Below are 18,838 nucleotides of genomic sequence, written 5' to 3'. Positions count from 1 at the left end.
TTCCTTCATGGCATTATTTAACGCACTAGTAGGCAATTATTATTCTCTAGGGCCACAGTGCAAGTGTTACACGGTCATTGTTACCAAGGTCTTTCACTGTTTTAATATTAACAAACGCCATTTTTTCAAAGAAATGACGTACAGCTTCACTTTGCTCAAAACCGTGTTCTATTAAAAGATAGCCATTAGATGACAAATAGTCACGTGATTGTGTAATTATTTGTTTAATATCAGACATTCCGCAATCATCAGCCACTAATGCCGATAAAGGCTCAAAGCGCACATCACCCTGATTTAAATGTATATCGCTACTTTCTATATAAGGAGGGTTAGTGACAATTAAATTGAATTTTTCGCCATGCAACTCACTAAACCAGTTACTCTGTTTAACATGTACATTATTAATCGCTAATCGCTGCTGGTTACGTGTAGCAAGTGCAACTGCATCGCTTACTCTATCTACTGCAGTAATTTGCCAACTAGGCATTTCACTACCCAGTGCCAACGCTATTGCACCAGTACCTGTGCCTAAATCAAGCACCTTTGCTGTAGCGGGTAGCGCTATTTCAAGTGCTTGCTCGACTAATGTTTCAGTATCTGGTCGAGGTATTAGGGTCGTTGCGTTAACTTCAAGCGATAAGCTCCAAAATTCACGCAGCCCAGTTATATGGGCTACGGGCTCACCTTTTAAACGTCTTTGGATAAATACATTAAACTGCGATTGTTGCTCATCACTAAGCGCATGTTCTGGCCAAGTAAAAAGGTAACTGCGAGGCTTTTTAAGTATATGAAGAAGTAAAACTTGTGCATCTAATTTAGCACTTTCGCTGCTAGATGCTAATAAGTCAGCACCTGCAGCAATTGCTTGTTCAAGAGTGTGAGCCACAATTACTCGTCGCCCATGGCCGCAAGTAAGTCAGCTTGATGCTCTTGCATTAATGGGTCAATAATCGCACTTAAATCACCGGCTACCACTTCGTTTAAACGATAAAGTGTTAAGTTAATACGGTGATCTGTAATACGACCTTGCGGATAGTTATAAGTACGTATACGCTCAGAACGATCGCCACTACCTACCAAGTCACGACGTTCAGAGGCTTCTGCCGCATGGCGTTTTTCATCTTCAGCTTGTTGCAGTCGAGCTGCAAGTACTGACATCGCTTTAGCGCGGTTTTTATGTTGCGAACGCTGATCCTGACACTCCACCACAACACCGGTAGGTATATGTGTAAGTCGAATAGCAGAATCAGTTTTATTTACATGCTGACCACCTGCGCCTGATGCACGAAATGTATCAACTTTTAAATCTGCTGTATTAATTTGTATCGCTTCAGCTTCTGGTACTTCTGCCATAACCGCAACAGTACACGCTGAGGTATGAACACGACCTTGTGATTCAGTCTCTGGTACACGTTGTACGCGATGTACGCCTGATTCAAACTTTAATTGACCGTAAACGCCTTCGCCACTGATATTTGCAATAACTTCTTTGTAACCGCCATGCTCACCTTCATTGGTGCTTACAACTTCTACTTTCCATTTTTTATTTTCTGCGTAGCGGCTGTACATACGAAATAAGTCACCAGCAAAAATAGCCGCTTCATCGCCGCCCGTCCCTGCTCGTACTTCAACAAACACGTTGTTGTTATCTCGCGGATCTTTTGGCAACATTAATACTTGAATTTGATCTTCAATCACTAGTATTTGTGCTTTTGCTTCTTTATATTCTTCTTGCGCCATTTCACGCATTTCAGGGTCAGAATCTTTAAGCATTTCTTCTGCACTGGCTAAATCGTCTTGCGTTTCTTTATAGTTTAAGAACGTTTTTACAATCTCTTCAAGCTCAGAATACTCTTTTGAAAGCGCACGAAAACGGTTTTGATCACTAATGACCGACGGGTCGCTTAGCAGCGCTTGTACTTCTTCGTAACGCTCTACTAAGGTTTCTAATTTATTATAAACAGACTCTTTCATTTAACGGTTATTCCTGATCAATACCTAACATTTTTTTCAACTGGTTTAGCTGCGCCACTTCACCTTTTTTCGCTGCATCTTGTATTGCACGGGTAGGCGCGTGCATTAAGCGATTGGTTAATTTATTGGCGAGCTCTAATATAATTTTTTCTGCATCTTTACCTGTATTGAGCTGACTAACAGCACGCTCTACAAGTTCAGACTTAATTGTTTGTACATCGTTTCGATAATGGCGGATTAAATCTACCGAATCGAGTGAACGCATCCACATTGCAAATTCTTTGGTGCGTTCAGTAATAATTATTTGCGCTTGCTGTGCAGCTTGCTCGCGCGCTGCCATATTCTCGCTTACAATGGTTTGTAAGTCATCAACGGAATATAAATAGGCAGCATCTAGCTCCCCAACTTGGCTTTCTATATCACGTGGAACCGCTATATCTATAAATAGCATAGGTTTGTGACGTCGCTGCTTTAGCGCCTGCTCAACCACCCCTTTACCAATAATAGGCAAAGTGCTGGCTGTAGAACTAATCACTATATCGGCTTTATGCAAACGCTCAGGCAATTGCGCCAAAGCAATCACATCTGCCGACACTTCGTCAGCTAAGTTACGAGCTCGCTCAATAGTTCTATTTGCAACAGTGATATTTTGAGGCTCATTTTGGTATAAATGTTTAGCAACCAATTCAATGGTTTCACCTGCGCCAATTAATAACACATTGGTCTTATCAAGCTTGCCATAAATATGCTTTGCCAAGTTAACTGCAGCAAACGCTACCGATACCGCACTTGCGCCAATATCGGTTTCAGTTCTAACTTGTTTCGCTACTGAAAATGTTTTTTGAAACAACCTATCAAACGTAACACCTACTGCATCGTGGTTTTTAGCACTAAAAAACGATTGCTTTATTTGCCCCAGAATTTGCGGTTCGCCCAACACCAAAGAATCCAACCCACACGCCACGCGCATTAAGTGATTAATAGCATCGTTATCTTCGTAGCAATAAGTGTTTTTGCTCAGTTCATGTTCATCCAAACCATGGAAACTGGCAAGCCAGCTCAACAGTGTTTGGGAATTTTGCTGAGCGAGGCTACAATAGATCTCGGTTCGATTGCAGGTAGACACAATAACCGCTTCATTAAAGTCGGCATGGCCACTTAATTGTTGCAACGCCTCTGAAATTTGCTCAGGCGAAAAAGCCACTTTTTCACGTAATTCTACGGATGCGGTTTTGTGATTTATACCTAGTGCTATTATGGTCATATTTGCCAAATATTGCTGAGCCCTACTTCAAAGGCGGTAATTTTACCAAAAATCAGCGGAATATGGAAAGTAAGGAACAACATTTGATTCGACAATATTTGATTTTATTCATGTTTTTTTTGTTTTTAGGTGGCTGTGCTCATCAAATTGATACAAAAACAACACTTTATGATGATTGGAAACCACGTTTAGCTGCTCAAAAAACTTGGCAAGTAGAAGGTAAACTTGCATTTATTAGCCCAGAAGAGCGTCAATCTGCAAACTTAAATTGGCAGCAAACAACAAATTCCAATAATTTAATACTGACTACTTTTATTGGTACTCGTATTTTGTCGCTTAAACAAACAGCTAACGGTGCTGAATTAGAGTTTGACGGTGAACAATACTTTGATACTAACGCTGCAGAGCTTTTAAAACGATTAACGGGTTTTACACTACCGGTTGATAATGCCGATAACTGGCTTAAAGGCACTATTGACGATGAAAGTTTAATTGTTGATGAGCTTGGGCGTGCAAAGCAAGTATTATGGTTTGATAATACAGGCAAAAAATGGCAAATAGATTATGGCACTTATGTACAAAACGCAGGTTACTGGTTACCTACTAAACTGACGTTAAAGCACCAACAAATAAAAATTAAAATTCAACTATACGATTGGCAGTTTAAATAAGTATGAATAACAAAACCTCTTTTTCACTTATTGCTCCGGCAAAACTCAATTTATTTTTACATATTAATGCTCGCCGAGAAGATGGCTATCATGAACTTGAAACCTTATTTACTTTTTTAAATTTTGGTGATGAGCTGCATTTTGAGTTAACAACAGATGGGAGTATTTCTGTCGGTGGTGATACTAAAGACATCCCTCTAAATGATAATCTCATCTATAAAGCGGCTTTATTATTACAAACACACTGTAAAACCTCTTTGGGTGTAAAAATAAATTTAATTAAGCGCTTGCCGATGGGGGGCGGTGTTGGAGGAGGTTCATCTGACGCAGCGAGTACTTTATTAGCCCTAAATAAGTTATGGAAATTGGCACTAAATTTAGAAACACTAGCACAATTGGGGCTCAAGTTAGGGGCAGATGTTCCGGTGTTCATACAAGGTCAAAGCGCCATAGCGCACGGTATTGGTGAAAAACTACACCACGTAACACTTGAACAAAAATGGTACTGCGTTGTACACCCTAACCAACATGTAAGTACCGCAAAAATATTTACACATCCAGATTTAAAACGCGACACACCAAAAATAATAGGCGACTGGAAACACCATACTTTGACCAACGATTGTGAGCCTTTAGTTAAAAAGCTTTGCCCCGAGGTTGAAAAAACCCTCCAGTGGTTGCTAAAATACGCACCGTCGAAGATGACCGGAACAGGTTCATGTTGTTTTGTCGAATTTGCTAGCCAAGTTCAAGCACAAGATGTACTTGAAAATCTCCCCCATACTTGGCAGGGTTTTGTGGCTTCAAGCGCAAATGTCTCACCTGCTCATACGGAGTTAACCGCCATATTCGATCAATGAAGTAACGTACAAGTAATCATAAGTTAACCCGCAGTGATATTTATCATTGCCCGTTAGTCCAAATATTCAGTGCCTGAGGAACCCTACCGTGCCTGACATGAAGCTCTTCGCTGGTAACGCAACACCTGAGTTAGCTCAAAAAGTTGCAAAACGTTTATATATTGAATTAGGCGATGCTGTTGTTGGCCGTTTTAGCGACGGTGAGATCAGTGTTCAAATAAATGAAAATGTTCGTGGCTCGGACGTTTTTATCTTGCAATCAACCTGTGCCCCTACAAACGATAACCTGATGGAACTTATCGTTATGGTTGATGCTCTACGTCGTGCATCTGCAGGTCGTATTACTGCCGTCATTCCTTATTTTGGTTATGCGCGCCAAGACCGTCGTGTACGTTCTGCTCGTGTTCCAATTACCGCTAAAGTTGTTGCAGATTTCTTATCAAGTGTTGGTGTTGACCGTGTTCTTACGGTTGATTTACACGCTGAACAAATCCAAGGCTTCTTTGATGTACCTGTAGATAACGTATTTGGCAGCCCTGTATTACTTGAAGATATGAAAGAACGCGACTTTGAAGACGTCGTTGTTGTATCTCCAGATATCGGTGGTGTTGTACGTGCTCGTGCAATTGCAAAACTACTAAATGATACCGATTTAGCAATCATTGATAAACGTCGCCCTCAAGCAAATGTTTCTCAAGTAATGCACATTATTGGTGACGTTGAAGGTCGTGATTGTATTATCGTAGATGATATGATTGATACCGGTGGTACATTGTGCAAAGCCGCAGAAGCACTTAAAGAACATGGCGCTAAGCGTGTATTTGCATACGCAACGCACCCTATCCTTTCAGGTAAAGCAGCCGAAAACTTACGTGACTCAATGATTGATGAAGTAATTGTAACTGACTCAATTCCGCTATCTGATGAGCTTAAAGCCCTTGATAAAGTTAAGGTACTTACGCTTGCTGACATGTTAGCAGAGACTATTCGTCGTATTAGTAACGAAGAATCTATCTCAGCGATGTTTGAACACTAAAATTAAACATTCCTGAATATAAAAGCGCCTTTTGGCGCTTTTTTTGTAAGCGATGTTTATTTTATCTGGGCGTGGTGGTATGATAGCGCGCCTTTTGGCTAGGGACCTTGGTCGCAAAGGCCCTACACATTTAAATAACTGGAGACATCATGTCTAACAAAACTTATACGTATAACGCTGAACTTCGCGTAGAAACTGGTACTGGTGCGAGCCGCCGCCTACGTCGCGAAGACAAAGTTCCTGCAATCCTTTACGGAGCTGATAAAGAAGCTTTATCTCTTACTTTTGCTCATAAAGATATGATCAAAGCTCAAGAAGACGAAGGTTTCTACACGCATATCCTTACGCTTAACGTTGATGGCGAAGCTGTTGAAGTAATCTTAAAAGATATCCAACGTCACCCATTCAAGCCTAAGCTTACTCACCTTGATTTCCAACGTGTAGATGCTACTCATAAATTTCAAACTAAAGTTCCTCTACACTTCATCGGTGAAGAGATTGTAACTAAAGCTGGCGCAACTGTTGTTCACCAGTTAACTGAAGTTGAAATTACGTGTCTTCCAAAAGCACTTCCAGAATTCATTGAAGTAGATGTTTCTAAGTTTGTTGTTGGCGATTCAGTTCATATCTCTGACCTAACTTTCCCTAAAGGCGTTAGCTCTGTAGATTTAGCTAAAGGCGAAGGCCATGATCAGTCTATCCTGACTATCAAAGCAAACAAAGCAGCTCCAGTTGAAGACGACGCTGCAGCAGCAGAATAATATTTAAGGTCTCGCAACCTTGAATTCTATTCAAATGCTTGTGGGCCTGGCTAATCCAGGCCCCGAATACGCAAACACACGCCACAATGCAGGTGCTTGGTTCATCGAGCAAATCGCTGCACGCTATAACTGCACTCTAAAACACGATCCTAAATATCACGGCCTAACAGGCAAAGTGATCATTCAAGGCCAAGAATTCAAATTATTGATCCCCACTACTTACATGAATTTAAGTGGTAAAGCGGTCAGTAGTTTAGCTAATTTTTTCAAAATCCCTGTCGAGGACATTTTAGTTGCCCATGACGAATTGGATTTAGACCCAGGCGTTGCCAAATTAAAAAAAGGTGGCGGGCATGGCGGTCATAATGGTTTAAAAGACATTATTGCAAAAATGGCAAATCAAAAAGACTTTATGCGCTTGCGCATTGGTGTAGGTCATCCGGGGCATCGTGAAATGGTAACTGGTTGGGTGCTTGGAAAAGCGGCCAAAGAAGACCAAGAAAAGATGGATGCTGCTGTTGATGAAGCAGTTCGTTGCATGGAAATACTTGCAAAAGATGGTGTGTTAAAAGCACAAAACAGACTACATTCGTTTAAACCCTAGTAACTTGGGTCCAAGTACACCGTTTAAACGAATTCTAAACAAGGTATCTTACTATGGGTTTTAAATGTGGCATCGTTGGCTTGCCTAACGTAGGTAAATCAACGCTTTTCAATGCACTAACTAAAGCGGGTATTGAAGCCGCTAACTTTCCTTTTTGCACCATTGAGCCTAATACAGGTGTGGTGCCTGTGCCAGATCCTCGTCTAGACGAACTTGCTAAAATTGTTAATCCTCAACGAGTTCTTACCACTAGTATGGAATTTGTAGATATTGCTGGCTTGGTAAAAGGCGCATCTAAAGGTGAAGGCCTTGGTAACCAGTTTTTAGCTAACATTCGTGAAACCGATGCAATTGGCCACGTAGTTCGCTGTTTTGAAGATGAAAACATCATTCACGTAGCAGGCACTATTGACCCTGCTGACGATATTGACGTAATCAACACTGAGTTAGTACTTGCTGATATGGATAGCGCTGAAAAAGCCCTTTTCCGTAACGCAAAAAAAGCAAAAGGTGGTGATAAAGACGCCAAAGAGCAAAATGCCGTACTTGAAAAAGTAAAAGTGCATCTTGATGAAGGCTTAACTTTACGCGCTTTAGCATTAACTAAAGAAGAAAAAGCAGCAATCAGCTCTATCAACTTCTTAACTATTAAACCAACTATGTATATTGCAAACGTTGCTGAAGATGGTTTTGAAAATAATCCATACCTTGACCGTGTACGCGCTATTGCTGCAGCTGAAGATGCGATTGTTGTTCCTGTATGTGCTGCTATCGAATCTGAGCTTTCAGAATTAGATGACGAAGACAAGCTTGAGTTTATGGCTGATCTTGGCTTAGAAGAGCCCGGCCTTAATCTTGTTATTCGTGGTGGTTATGAATTACTACAATTACAAACTTATTTCACTGCGGGTGTTAAAGAAGTGCGTGCATGGACAATCCCTGTAGGTGCAACAGCGCCACAAGCAGCGGGTAAAATCCATACCGACTTCGAGCGTGGCTTTATTCGTGCGCAAACGATTGCTTTTGACGACTTTGTTGCCTTTAAAGGTGAAAGCGGCGCAAAAGAAGCAGGTAAGATGCGTCAAGAAGGTAAAGAGTACATTGTTAAAGACGGCGATGTAATGAACTTCTTGTTCAACGTATAAGTTAAATGAAACCAAATTAGTATTGGTAATAATTTTAAAGGCTCGTTTTTACGAGCCTTTTTTGTACCTCCAACGTTATAAACTTATAAAATTGATATAGCCCTAACCTAAATGCCTACGTTTAATTTAAAAAACACACTGCGCAGAAGATCAAACCTCAATAATAAGTACCTCTTAAACAAATTAATGTTAAGATTTAACCAGAGCGTAATAATTTGTCGAATAATCAAACAGCTTCAAACTATTGGTTTTTGCTTTTTTTATTTAGCGACAAATTTTGTATGTGAATTGCACTCAAAAAATCATCATTTTTATTAAAATTTAGCCGCTTAGCTTAATTTTCCTGCAAACAAACACAGTTAAGTGTTTTTTTGCAAAAAAGGTGTTGACGAATTTGGGTCATATCAGCATAATACGCCCCGCACTCAGCGATGAAGTGCTAACAAAAAAAGATGGCTAAGTAGCTCAGCTGGTTAGAGCACATCACTCATAATGATGGGGTCACAGGTTCAAATCCCGTCTTAGCCACCATATTTTTTTGTTGCTCAATGAAGAGTTTAAAATAACTACCTTGTGTGCGGGAGTGGCGGAATTGGTAGACGCGCTGGATTTAGGTTCCAGTATCTTAGGATGTGAGAGTTCAAGTCTCTCCTTCCGCACCATAATTCTTGATAAGAATTAAAACTATCAATTGTTATTGTTGGGATATCGCCAAGCGGTAAGGCACCAGGTTTTGATCCTGGCATTCCCAGGTTCAAATCCTGGTATCCCAGCCAACAATGGCTAAGTAGCTCAGCTGGTTAGAGCACATCACTCATAATGATGGGGTCACAGGTTCAAATCCCGTCTTAGCCACCATTTCTTTTTTTAGAAGTGGCTCTGCAAGAGTTAAATTGCACTCAATGAAGAGTCTAAAATAACTACCTGTGTTTCATAACACAAACGATGCGGGAGTGGCGGAATTGGTAGACGCGCTGGATTTAGGTTCCAGTAACTTCGGTTGTGAGAGTTCAAGTCTCTCTTTCCGCACCATGTTCTTGATACGAACTAAAAATATCAATTAATTCTTTGTTGGGATATCGCCAAGCGGTAAGGCACCAGGTTTTGATCCTGGCATTCCCAGGTTCAAATCCTGGTATCCCAGCCAACTTCTTCTACCAAGGAAAGTTGGATAAAAGAATAACTCTTGCTTAGAGTTTAAATGAGCAAATTAGTGATGCGGGAGTGGCGGAATTGGTAGACGCGCTGGATTTAGGTTCCAGTATCTTAGGATGTGAGAGTTCAAGTCTCTCCTTCCGCACCATGTTCTGATAAGAACTAAGATTATAAAAGAATTCTTTGTTGGGATATCGCCAAGCGGTAAGGCACCAGGTTTTGATCCTGGCATTCCCAGGTTCAAATCCTGGTATCCCAGCCAACTTCTTCTACCAAGGAAAGTTGAATAAAAGGATTACTCTAGCTTAGAGGTTAAATGAGCACATTAGTGATGCGGGAGTGGCGGAATTGGTAGACGCGCTGGATTTAGGTTCCAGTATCTTAGGATGTGAGAGTTCAAGTCTCTCCTTCCGCACCATGTTCTTATTAAGAACTAAAATTAATATCAAATTTATAGTTGGGATATCGCCAAGCGGTAAGGCACCAGGTTTTGATCCTGGCATTCCCAGGTTCAAATCCTGGTATCCCAGCCAATTTGACTTCCTTCTCTAAAACTTCTGAATATTCATTAAATTCAGCTTACTTTTTCTGTACTTAAATATACATTTATAAATTCATCTATATTTATTGGTTTGCTATATAAATACCCTTGTAAATAATCACAGTTAAGACTCAACAACGCCTGTTCTACCTCTTTAGTTTCTATTCCTTCAGCAACTACATCGCAATTTAATCGGCTCGCCAAAAACAACGTAGATTCTACAATAGCGTAATCAGGCGGATTAATGAGCATATCTTTGATAAACGATTGATCTATTTTTATCTGGTTTATGGGCAACTCCCTTAATAACGACAGTGACGAAAACCCCGTACCAAAGTCATCAACACTAAATTTAAACCCGCGCATACTCAACTGTTGCATCATTTTTCTAGCAGCCGGTATATTTGTCATCATTGCACCTTCTGTAATTTCAAAAATTAACGAGTCGCTTAATGTAGGGTCGGTTGCGAGTAAACTAATTATAAAATCGTAAAACTCGCTGCTTTCAATATCTTTAGTCGATAAGTTGACATGTATAGTACCGGTGAAACCAAATAGCTTGAGCTTTCTAATATGATTAACGGCTTCTTGTACAACCCATTTCGATAAAGGAAAAATAAGCCCTGTACGCTCAGCTACGGTTATAAACTTTTCTGGACTAATAAAGCTACCATCATCTTGCGGCCATCGGATAAGCGCTTCTAGGCCATGTAATTGCAGATCTTTAGAGTCCATTATGGGTTGTAAATAAAGCTCAAACTCATCTTTATGTAATGCCACTTTAATTTTGGCTGATAAATCAAAAAAGTCCTCAGCTCGTTTACCTATTGCAGATGAGTAATTTACCAAAGGTTGAAATGTTTTTTTAGCTTCATGCAGTGCCAAGTCAGCTTTTTTTAATAGCTGATCGGGCAATCGGCTATCATCAGGAAAACGGCTTACGCCTATACTTAATTGTATTTTAACCATTTGCTCATTCGTACAAAACGGACTTTTGACGGCTGAGTTTATAATGTTTACACAATAATTCATGCTTTCATCTGTATCGGTATGCAATAAAAAAGCAAACTCATCGCCACCTATTCGATATAACTTAGCAATGCCGCATAATTCTTTATTTAATTTATTGGCAAATGCAGCCAAAAGTTGGTCACCACACTGATGCCCAAACGCATCATTAATTTGTTTAAAGTTATTTAAGTCGATATAAAATAGTGAAAATGGGGAAGGATATTCAACTTGTTTACTTAAAGATTTAAAAAATTTATCGCGGTTAGGTAGAGTTGTTAAGTTATCGTGCTCAGTTTGATATTTTTGATACTGCGTTGCTTGCTCTATTTTAAGAATACTTTTTAAGCTCAGTTTAATAACTAAAAAAACAAACCCACCACCGCCAAGTAACAACATAGCCACCATATTCATAACGACGGGTGCAATGTCGTGGTTTGAAAAATAATAAAGTATCCACCAATACCCTATAATAAAAAAAATAATAGCGCATAGCAGTACACTCCATGCTCTTTGCGATGTTTTTTTGCAAACTTTAACGGTTGTTTTTAAGCTAGCAACAAGTAGTAGCGCACCTAAAATAATTATTACTGTAAAAAAATTATCCACACACAGGCTCTTTAAAGTTATTAAATTGCGATTTAGTGATGTAACACCAGTTAAATTAAAACCGTGTTCAATATAGCCGAGTCACTATTTGCTGACTTAAAAACAGACATAAAAAAAGGCTCATAAATGAGCCTTTTTAATCTCTACTTTAAATTTAGCCTAAATCACCGCTAATTGCGTATTTTAAAACCCAGTTTTTTATAGGGCCTGTATTATTAGCCATTTTTAAAAACTGGCTACGTGCCCATTTAAGTGGCGTAATTTGATTAGAAAACCCAAAGTAACAAGCATCCATCATGCTCATCATTAATAAATTAGCCCTGCGGCGAGCTCGCTCGTATTCTTTAAGTTTTAGTGGGCAACCTATATCCCCTGCATTGTCTAAAACCTCAGCAAGTGCCACTACATCCTGAAAACCTAAATTTACCCCCTGCCCTGCAAGCGGATTTATTGTATGTGCAGCGTCACCGACTAAAACCAAGCGCCCTTGTGAATAGTTGTTAGCGTGTTGGCGAGTAAGCGGAAATATTGCATGAGTTTGTACTTCAAAGTCTCCAGCAAGTTCAGGAAATTTATTAAGTATGTGCATTTTTAGCTCAGCTGGGTTTAGTCCTTTAAATGATTGCAGTGTATTTGCATCGTCGTACCAAATTAAATTAGCGTATGGTGCCTGCATTGGCAAAAATGCGAGTGGCCCACTTGGCGTAAACTGCTGCCATGTTTTTATTTGTTGCGGCGCATCGAGTTTAATTAATACCCCCATGCAATGTTGCTGATACTGCCAGCCGGTAATTCCTATATTAGCTTTAGCACGCAGCTGCGATTGTCCGCCATCGGCTGCAATCACTAAATCAGCGGTATAGGTTTGAGCTCCATACACAAGCGTAATTAAATCATCCGTTTGCTCTATTTTAGTAATAGGTGTGGCTTGCTCAATAACCTCAATTTTATAATGATCAAATTGCTGCCATAAACTTGCTTGAATTAAACTATTTTCAATTAAGTGGCCTAAATGCGTGGTGTTTATATCGGCGCAGTCAAACAATAAATTATCACCACCGCGCTCAAATGCCTCTAATTGTTGATAAGGCGCTATGCGGTTTTGCCTTAAAAGCGGCATTGCTCCTAATTCATCAAGTAAATTTTCTGAAAAACGATTAATAGCCGACACTCTAATATCAACCTTATCACTACTAAGAATCTGTGATGGATCTATTAGGTGTTTTTCGATTATGCGTACGCCAAAGCCCTGTTGAGCAAGCTTTATCGCCATAGCCGCGCCAACCATGCCACCACCAACTACTATCACATTATTTTTAGTCATGTTTTTCATCATTTTATTATTACTTGAGTCTGTTTTGATTGTATCAAAATTAATTTGTTTTATACCAGAGGATATCCCTAACAGCTGATTAAACTCGCCTCGTATTGATTTGAGATCACAAACATGAAAACTATACTTGGATCTGGACGGGTATCCAGCTAAAATACGCCTCCTTTAAGTGAGCATGCTTGCTCCTTAATCCTGTTTCAAGCACATTTTTGTGCCACTATCGAATTGAACACGAGGCTATATTTCAATGAGCAAAAAGCTGCATATTAAAACCTGGGGTTGTCAGATGAACGAATACGACTCTCAGAAAATGGCTGAACTTTTAGATGCCACCAACGGCTACCAGCTAACTGAAGATGCAACAGATGCCGACGTAATCTTACTTAACACCTGTTCAATTCGTGAAAAAGCACAAGAAAAAGTATTTCACCAATTAGGTCGCTGGAAGTTATTAAAAGACGACAAGCCAGATTTAATCATTGGTGTAGGTGGTTGTGTTGCCTCACAAGAAGGTGACTCTATTCGCCAACGTGCACCATTTGTAGATGTTATTTTTGGTCCGCAAACGCTACACCGTTTACCAGAAATGATTAAACAAGTGCAAGGCGACAAAGGCTCATCGGTTGTTGATATTTCATTCCCAGAGATTGAAAAATTTGACCGCCTGCCAGAGCCAAAAGCAGAAGGCCCTTCTGCATTTGTATCAATTATGGAAGGGTGTTCTAAATACTGTACTTTTTGTGTTGTACCGTACACACGAGGCGAAGAAGTAAGCCGCCCAGTTGATGACGTACTCCTTGAAGTGGCACAACTTGCAGAGCAAGGCGTTCGCGAAGTAAATCTATTAGGCCAAAACGTAAACGCATACCGTGGTGATACTCACGATGGCGAGATTTGCTATTTCTCAGATTTAATTCGTTTAATAGCAGCTATTGATGGCATTGACCGTATTCGTTATACCACCTCACACCCTGTAGAATTTACGCCAGACATCATCGACGTATACGCTGATGTGCCAGAGCTTGTCGATCACTTACACCTACCAGTACAAAGTGGTTCAGACCGTATATTAAACCTAATGAAACGTGGCCATACGGCAATTGAATACAAATCGACAATTCGTAAGTTACGTAAAATTCGTCCAAACTTAAGCATGTCATCAGATTTCATTATTGGTTTCCCAGGCGAAAGCAAAGAAGACTTTGAAGCAACCATGAAGCTTATTAGCGACATAGGTTTTGATATGAGCTTTAGCTTTATTTACAGCGCACGCCCAGGTACGCCAGCGGCAGATTTGCCGGATGACGTAACAGAGCAAGAGAAAAAAGAGCGCTTATACTTACTACAAAACCGTATTACACAAATGGCGCAGCAAATTAGTCGTCAAATGTTCGATACAGAGCAACGTATACTTGTTGAAGGTCCTTCTAAGAAGAACCCTATGGAATTACGTGGCCGTACCGAAAACAACCGTGTAGTAAACTTTGTTGGCCCGCACACAGTGATCGGACAGTTTGTTGATGTACGTATTACCGAAGCACTACCTAACTCTTTACGTGGTGACTTAATTCGTACAGAATCAGAAATGAACTTACGACGTGAAGTCGCTCCTTCAGCTATTTTAACTAAAGCTGCAGCTGCAGAGCCAAAACCAGACACTGTTAACGAAATTGGCGTAGCTACTTTCGTTCCTTAGTCACACAATTAGCGCCAGTTAACGCTGGCGCAGTACTATAGGAAGCAATTTTGAGTAATCAGTTAAAAACATTAGAGATTTATTTAGAACCTGCCGATAACAAACGCCTATCTTCTTTATGTGGCCCGTTTGACGAAAACATCAAACAAATTGAACGCCACCTGGCTGTTGAAATAATTCACCGTGACAACTTTTTTAAAGTAACCGGTAAACTACACAACTGCGCCGGCGCTGTAGAAATCTTAAAAAACCTTTATGTTGATACTCAGCCAGTTCGTGGTGTTTTAGGCGAAATAGAACCCGACGCCGTTCATTTAGCTATTACCGAATCAAAAGCCTTAGAGCAAGATGCATCCAGCAGCGCTTATGGCAAAGAAATGGTTATTAAAACCCGCCGTGGTGTTATTAAACCACGTAACGACAACCAAGGTGTTTATGTGGCTAATATTTTAAACCACGACATTACCTTTGGTATTGGCCCTGCAGGTACTGGCAAAACTTACCTTGCAGTTGCTGCCGCCGTCGACGCTCTTGAGCGCCAAGAAATACGCCGTATATTACTAACGCGCCCTGCTGTTGAGGCGGGCGAAAAGCTTGGCTTTTTACCAGGCGATTTAAGTCAAAAAATAGACCCATACCTGCGCCCCCTTTACGATGCGCTTTTTGAAATGCTAGGTTTTGAAAAAGTAGAAAAACTCATCGAAAAAAATATCATCGAAGTCGCACCGCTTGCTTACATGCGCGGGCGTACTTTAAACGATGCCTTTATTATTTTAGATGAAAGCCAAAATACCACCGCCGAGCAAATGAAAATGTTTTTAACCCGTATAGGGTTTAACTCAAAAGCGGTGATTACAGGCGATATTACACAGGTCGATTTACCTCGTGGCACACGCTCAGGCCTTCGCCATGCAATTGAAGTACTTGATGGCGTAAACGAAATTAGCTTTAACTACTTCAAAGCCCACGACGTAGTACGTCACCCTGTTGTAGCACGCATAGTTGAAGCCTACGAGCGAAACGACGAAAGCGAGCGACTTAAGCGCATTGAAAAGCAAAATGCAAAAGACGCACTCGCTGCTCTTCAACAGCCTACTACTAAAGAGTAAAACTTTGACAACCGAACTTGATCTACAAATAGCCTGTGAATTTGACAACCTCCCAAGCGAAGAACAATTTGCACTATGGGCCGACAAAGCCCTTAGCCAATACCGTGACGAGTCCGAACTCAGTATCGTTATTAGCGACGAAGCGCAATCGCAACAACTTAATAACGACTATCGCGGTAAAAATAAACCGACCAACGTACTGTCGTTCGAATTTGAAGCACCACCAGGCATAGATATTCCCTTGGTTGGTGATTTAATTATTTGCCCAGCCATTGTATTAGCTGAAGCAATTGAGCAAGAGAAGTCATTTCATGACCACTTTGCCCACATGGTTATTCACGGATGCTTGCATTTGCTTGGATTTGACCATATAAAGAGTGAAGACGCTTTAGAGATGGAAAGCATCGAAAAGCAAATACTTGCAGAGCTAAACATAGCAGACCCATACCGGGACGATATTTAAATTAACGGAGCAATTAGACGCAATGAGCGACGGTAACTCGCAATCTAGCCAGGGTTCTTCTGGCAAAACGTGGTTGGGCAGAATAGCCCAAATGTTGCAAGGGGAACCCCAGAATAGAGAAGAGCTGGTCGAAGTTATTGCCGATGCGCAAGAACGAGACGTAATCGATCCAGAAACAAAAGAGATGATAGAAGGTGTGCTTGGCGTGTCTGAGCTTAAAGTGCGAGACATAATGGTTCCGCGCTCACAAATGATCACTCTTGAGATCGACAGCCCGCTTGAAGAACTAATTCCAATGATGGTTGACTCAACTCACTCTCGTTTTCCAGTGGTGATTGAAGACAAAGATCATGTAGAAGGTTTTTTACTCGCTAAAGATTTATTGCCACTGATCTTAAATAAAGACGAGCATTTACCATCAATACGCGATTATTTACGTCCAGCAATGGTAGTACCTGAAAGCAAACGTGTTGATACATTGCTAAACGAATTCCGTCAGCAACGCTACCATATGGCTGTTGTTATTGACGAATACGGCGGCGTATCAGGCTTAGTAACGATTGAAGATATTCTTGAAATAATTGTTGGCGAAATCGAAGATGAGCACGACGAAGAAGAAGAACATCAAGATATTCGTCAACTTGCTAAACATGTCCACGTAGTGCAAGCACTCACACCTGTAGATGACTTTAACGAGCATTTTAAAACAGGCTACAGCACAGACGAAGCCGATACTATTGGCGGAACTGTACTGCACGCATTTGGCCATATGCCAAGCCGTGGTGAAACGATTGACATAGAAGGTTACCAATTTAAAGTAACCAACGCCGACAATCGTCGTATTTTGCAACTGCAAGTCACCGTTCCTAAGGCTGATGATAACGACAGTGAAGAAACTGCTAACTAGACTTACCCTATTAGCAAAAGATAAAAAAGCATGGCTCGCACTCGTTGCGGGCCTTGTTTTAACTTTTGGCTATGCCCCTTTTGAAATTTGGCCCATCGTATTTATTAGTCTTGGCGCCATAATTTTTTGCATTAATCCCAATAATACCGGTAAAGCACACGCAAAAACCGGTGCTAAATATGGCTTTATATTTGGCCTAGGCTGGTTTGGTGCAGGTATAAGCTGGGTACATGTTTCTATTGCCACCTTTGGCGGTATGCCGCTTATAGCGTCGCTCTCGTTAATGGCTTTTTTGTGCTCATACTTAGCATTATTTCCCGCACTTGCCTTTTGGGCAACTACACGCTTTGCTAGTGGCCCTAAAAGCTTTGGCGCATTACTAATTGCCTGCTTTGCAATTAGTGAGTATTTACGTGGCACCGTACTTACCGGTTTCCCGTGGTTAAGCTTTGGCTACACACAAACCGACGGACCACTCAGGCTGCTCGCCCCTTATATTGGCGAGTTTGGCTTAACTCTTACCTGTGTCGCTATTGGCTTTGCACTATATAGACTTACCCAAAAAGATTTTAAAACCCTGGCGGTTACTGCGACAGCTGTTGCGCTTATTTTTACAGGTGCAAATACCACAGGCAGCATTCATTACACAGATAAAAACATGTCAGTATTGCTCGTACAAGGCAACATACAGCAACACCTGCGCTTTGAGCCAAGTGAGTTTTGGACCACAATGAGCAAATACCAAGACATGACACGTCCACATTGGGATGCCGACTTAATAGTATGGCCAGAAGCCGCAGTGCCTGAAATAGAAATGCTTGCCGATTCCTACCTAGCCAATTTAGACAGTGCCGCCTCGTTTAATAAAACCGCCCTTGTAACCGGTATTGTTGACTACCAGCGAGACACCAAAAATATATTTAACACACTTATTGTGGTCGGTAATAAAGAACGCGGCGACGAGCATGGGCATTACCATTACCTTGATAAAAACCGCTATCAAAAACACCAGCTACTACCTATTGGCGAATTTGTACCGTTTCAAGACTTTTTGCGCCCTATTGCCCCATTATTCGATTTGCCTATGTCATCGTTTACCCGTGGCGACAAAGTACAAAACAACTTACGCGCCAATGGCTATAACTTACTCCCTGCTATTTGCTACGAAATTGTTTTTGCCGACTTAGTGCGCGGTAATTACAAAAGCGACTCCGACCTACTCTTTACGGTAAGTAACGATGCCTGGTTTGGCGACTCTATTGGACCTTTGCAACACATGCAAATAGCCCGTATGCGCGCGCTCGAACTACAGCGCCCTCTAGTGCGTGTTACTAACAATGGTGTAAGCGCCGTATACGACCCTATAAGCCACACTCAACAAACCATGCCTCAGTTTGAAGCTACAACATTGAAAGCCAACATTAAGCTCATAAAAGGCGACAGCGTGTACAGCCAATACGGCAATATGTTTGTGTGGGGATTTGTGTTGTTGATGGGAGTTGTTGGGTTTGGGGTTAGGTTGAGAAAGTGAATTAAAATTAATAGCTGTCGGTGGACAGCTATTTAAAAAAGTGTTTATTGTTAGGTTTCGCTTCGCTCTACCCAACCTACGCAAATTTACTTTTTAATCTATCCTATGCTAAAAATATAACGAGCTTTGTTCTATTTTTAATGCTTGGTGTTGCTCAATATCAGGTTTAAA

The 18,838-nt window shown here is 40.9% G+C and carries 16 protein-coding genes and 10 tRNA genes; 21 read left to right on the top strand and 5 right to left on the bottom strand.

The features are described from left to right. Positions 1-46: 46 nt before the first annotated feature. From prmC to hemA, 3 genes are read right to left on the bottom strand one after another with little or no spacing between them, the layout of a single operon-like run. A complete protein-coding gene (prmC, locus tag H5087_RS04720; protein WP_182671341.1) occupies positions 47-886 on the bottom strand; it encodes a peptide chain release factor N(5)-glutamine methyltransferase in 840 nt (279 codons plus the stop codon). A gap of 2 nt (positions 887-888) precedes the next feature. Continuing rightward, positions 889-1,974, bottom strand: coding sequence for a peptide chain release factor 1 (gene prfA / locus H5087_RS04715; protein WP_002958554.1), 1,086 nt, complete (start codon positions 1,972-1,974; stop codon positions 889-891). A gap of 7 nt (positions 1,975-1,981) precedes the next feature. Beyond that, the gene (gene hemA, locus H5087_RS04710) at positions 1,982-3,238 is read right to left on the bottom strand and encodes a glutamyl-tRNA reductase (protein ID WP_024594740.1); all 1,257 of its coding nucleotides are present in this window, start codon (positions 3,236-3,238) and stop codon (positions 1,982-1,984) included. Between the two features lie 83 nt (positions 3,239-3,321). On the opposite strand from hemA, the gene lolB reads away from it, so the two are divergent. From lolB to H5087_RS04630, 16 genes are all read left to right on the top strand, one after another. Continuing rightward, positions 3,322-3,909: a lipoprotein insertase outer membrane protein LolB gene (gene lolB, locus H5087_RS04705; RefSeq protein ID WP_033020640.1), complete on the top strand. Its 588-nt coding sequence runs from the start codon at positions 3,322-3,324 to the stop codon at positions 3,907-3,909. A gap of 2 nt (positions 3,910-3,911) precedes the next feature. Beyond that, positions 3,912-4,769 (top strand): 4-(cytidine 5'-diphospho)-2-C-methyl-D-erythritol kinase, encoded by an 858-nt coding sequence (gene ispE, locus H5087_RS04700; protein ID WP_154903382.1) that lies wholly within the window; start codon positions 3,912-3,914, stop codon positions 4,767-4,769. Between the two features lie 88 nt (positions 4,770-4,857). Then, positions 4,858-5,805: a ribose-phosphate pyrophosphokinase gene (locus H5087_RS04695; protein WP_002958550.1), complete on the top strand. Its 948-nt coding sequence runs from the start codon at positions 4,858-4,860 to the stop codon at positions 5,803-5,805. 149 nt (positions 5,806-5,954) lie between these two features. Next, positions 5,955-6,566, top strand: coding sequence for a 50S ribosomal protein L25/general stress protein Ctc (locus H5087_RS04690; RefSeq protein WP_002958549.1), 612 nt, complete (start codon positions 5,955-5,957; stop codon positions 6,564-6,566). A gap of 19 nt (positions 6,567-6,585) precedes the next feature. Further along, a complete protein-coding gene (pth, locus tag H5087_RS04685) occupies positions 6,586-7,170 on the top strand; it encodes an aminoacyl-tRNA hydrolase (RefSeq protein WP_002958548.1) in 585 nt (194 codons plus the stop codon). A 53-nt stretch (positions 7,171-7,223) separates the two neighbouring features. Beyond that, a complete protein-coding gene (ychF, locus tag H5087_RS04680) occupies positions 7,224-8,315 on the top strand; it encodes a redox-regulated ATPase YchF (protein WP_002958547.1) in 1,092 nt (363 codons plus the stop codon). Positions 8,316-8,769: 454 nt separating this feature from the next. After that, positions 8,770-8,846 (top strand) — tRNA-Met (locus H5087_RS04675). Between the two features lie 46 nt (positions 8,847-8,892). Then, a tRNA-Leu gene (locus H5087_RS04670) sits at positions 8,893-8,977 on the top strand. Positions 8,978-9,016: 39 nt separating this feature from the next. Continuing rightward, a tRNA-Gln gene (locus H5087_RS04665) sits at positions 9,017-9,091 on the top strand. Positions 9,092-9,096: 5 nt separating this feature from the next. Beyond that, positions 9,097-9,173, top strand: a tRNA-Met gene (locus tag H5087_RS04660). Between the two features lie 89 nt (positions 9,174-9,262). Beyond that, positions 9,263-9,347 (top strand) — tRNA-Leu (locus H5087_RS04655). Between the two features lie 40 nt (positions 9,348-9,387). After that, a tRNA-Gln gene (locus H5087_RS04650) sits at positions 9,388-9,462 on the top strand. Between the two features lie 71 nt (positions 9,463-9,533). Then, positions 9,534-9,618, top strand: a tRNA-Leu gene (locus H5087_RS04645). Between the two features lie 39 nt (positions 9,619-9,657). Next, positions 9,658-9,732, top strand: a tRNA-Gln gene (locus H5087_RS04640). 71 nt (positions 9,733-9,803) lie between these two features. Next, a tRNA-Leu gene (locus tag H5087_RS04635) sits at positions 9,804-9,888 on the top strand. Between the two features lie 40 nt (positions 9,889-9,928). Then, positions 9,929-10,003, top strand: a tRNA-Gln gene (locus tag H5087_RS04630). A gap of 41 nt (positions 10,004-10,044) precedes the next feature. Here the strand turns inward: H5087_RS04630 and H5087_RS04625 are convergent. Then, a complete protein-coding gene (locus H5087_RS04625; RefSeq protein ID WP_182671340.1) occupies positions 10,045-11,628 on the bottom strand; it encodes a bifunctional diguanylate cyclase/phosphodiesterase in 1,584 nt (527 codons plus the stop codon). Positions 11,629-11,782: 154 nt separating this feature from the next. Continuing rightward, positions 11,783-12,952 (bottom strand): FAD-dependent monooxygenase, encoded by a 1,170-nt coding sequence (locus tag H5087_RS04620; protein ID WP_259397737.1) that lies wholly within the window; start codon positions 12,950-12,952, stop codon positions 11,783-11,785. Between the two features lie 256 nt (positions 12,953-13,208). Here H5087_RS04620 and miaB point away from each other — a divergent pair, with 256 nt between their 5' ends. Genes miaB through lnt form a run of 5 tightly spaced genes read left to right on the top strand, consistent with a single transcriptional unit; the run spans position 13,209 to position 18,667 of the window. Continuing rightward, the gene (miaB, locus tag H5087_RS04615; RefSeq protein WP_182671338.1) at positions 13,209-14,657 is read left to right on the top strand and encodes a tRNA (N6-isopentenyl adenosine(37)-C2)-methylthiotransferase MiaB; all 1,449 of its coding nucleotides are present in this window, start codon (positions 13,209-13,211) and stop codon (positions 14,655-14,657) included. 50 nt (positions 14,658-14,707) lie between these two features. Then, positions 14,708-15,766 carry a PhoH family protein gene (locus H5087_RS04610; protein ID WP_002958543.1) on the top strand — a complete coding sequence of 353 codons (1,059 nt, stop codon included), beginning with the start codon at positions 14,708-14,710 and terminating at the stop codon, positions 15,764-15,766. Positions 15,767-15,770: 4 nt separating this feature from the next. Further along, positions 15,771-16,229 carry an rRNA maturation RNase YbeY gene (gene ybeY, locus H5087_RS04605; RefSeq protein ID WP_182671337.1) on the top strand — a complete coding sequence of 153 codons (459 nt, stop codon included), beginning with the start codon at positions 15,771-15,773 and terminating at the stop codon, positions 16,227-16,229. Positions 16,230-16,251: 22 nt separating this feature from the next. Beyond that, entirely contained in the window at positions 16,252-17,136 is an 885-nt protein-coding gene (corC, locus tag H5087_RS04600) for a CNNM family magnesium/cobalt transport protein CorC (RefSeq protein WP_002958541.1), read from the top strand. After that, the gene (gene lnt, locus H5087_RS04595; protein WP_182671336.1) at positions 17,117-18,667 is read left to right on the top strand and encodes an apolipoprotein N-acyltransferase; all 1,551 of its coding nucleotides are present in this window, start codon (positions 17,117-17,119) and stop codon (positions 18,665-18,667) included. Before corC ends, lnt begins: the two co-directional genes overlap by 20 nt. Positions 18,668-18,838: the final 171 nt, after the last annotated feature.

The organism is Pseudoalteromonas sp. SR43-7 (genome assembly GCF_014163785.1).
Taxonomy (GTDB): Bacteria; Pseudomonadota; Gammaproteobacteria; order Enterobacterales; family Alteromonadaceae; genus Pseudoalteromonas; species Pseudoalteromonas distincta.
Note: the sequence above shows the minus strand (reverse complement) of the source record. Positions and strands in the feature narration are given on the sequence as shown.

Bases quoted from the DNA above. Each gene is read 5' to 3' on its own strand.
- prfA (WP_002958554.1), bottom strand. From the start codon at position 1,974: ATGAAAGAGTCTGTTTATAATAAATTAGAAACCTTAGTAGAGCGTTAC.
- hemA (WP_024594740.1), bottom strand. From the start codon at position 3,238: ATGACCATAATAGCACTAGGTATAAATCACAAAACCGCATCCGTAGAA.
- ispE (WP_154903382.1), top strand. From the start codon at position 3,912: ATGAATAACAAAACCTCTTTTTCACTTATTGCTCCGGCAAAACTCAAT.
- H5087_RS04690 (WP_002958549.1), top strand. From the start codon at position 5,955: ATGTCTAACAAAACTTATACGTATAACGCTGAACTTCGCGTAGAAACT.
- ychF (WP_002958547.1), top strand. From the start codon at position 7,224: ATGGGTTTTAAATGTGGCATCGTTGGCTTGCCTAACGTAGGTAAATCA.
- H5087_RS04620 (WP_259397737.1), bottom strand. From the start codon at position 12,952: ATGACTAAAAATAATGTGATAGTAGTTGGTGGTGGCATGGTTGGCGCG.
- miaB (WP_182671338.1), top strand. From the start codon at position 13,209: ATGAGCAAAAAGCTGCATATTAAAACCTGGGGTTGTCAGATGAACGAA.
- corC (WP_002958541.1), top strand. From the start codon at position 16,252: ATGAGCGACGGTAACTCGCAATCTAGCCAGGGTTCTTCTGGCAAAACG.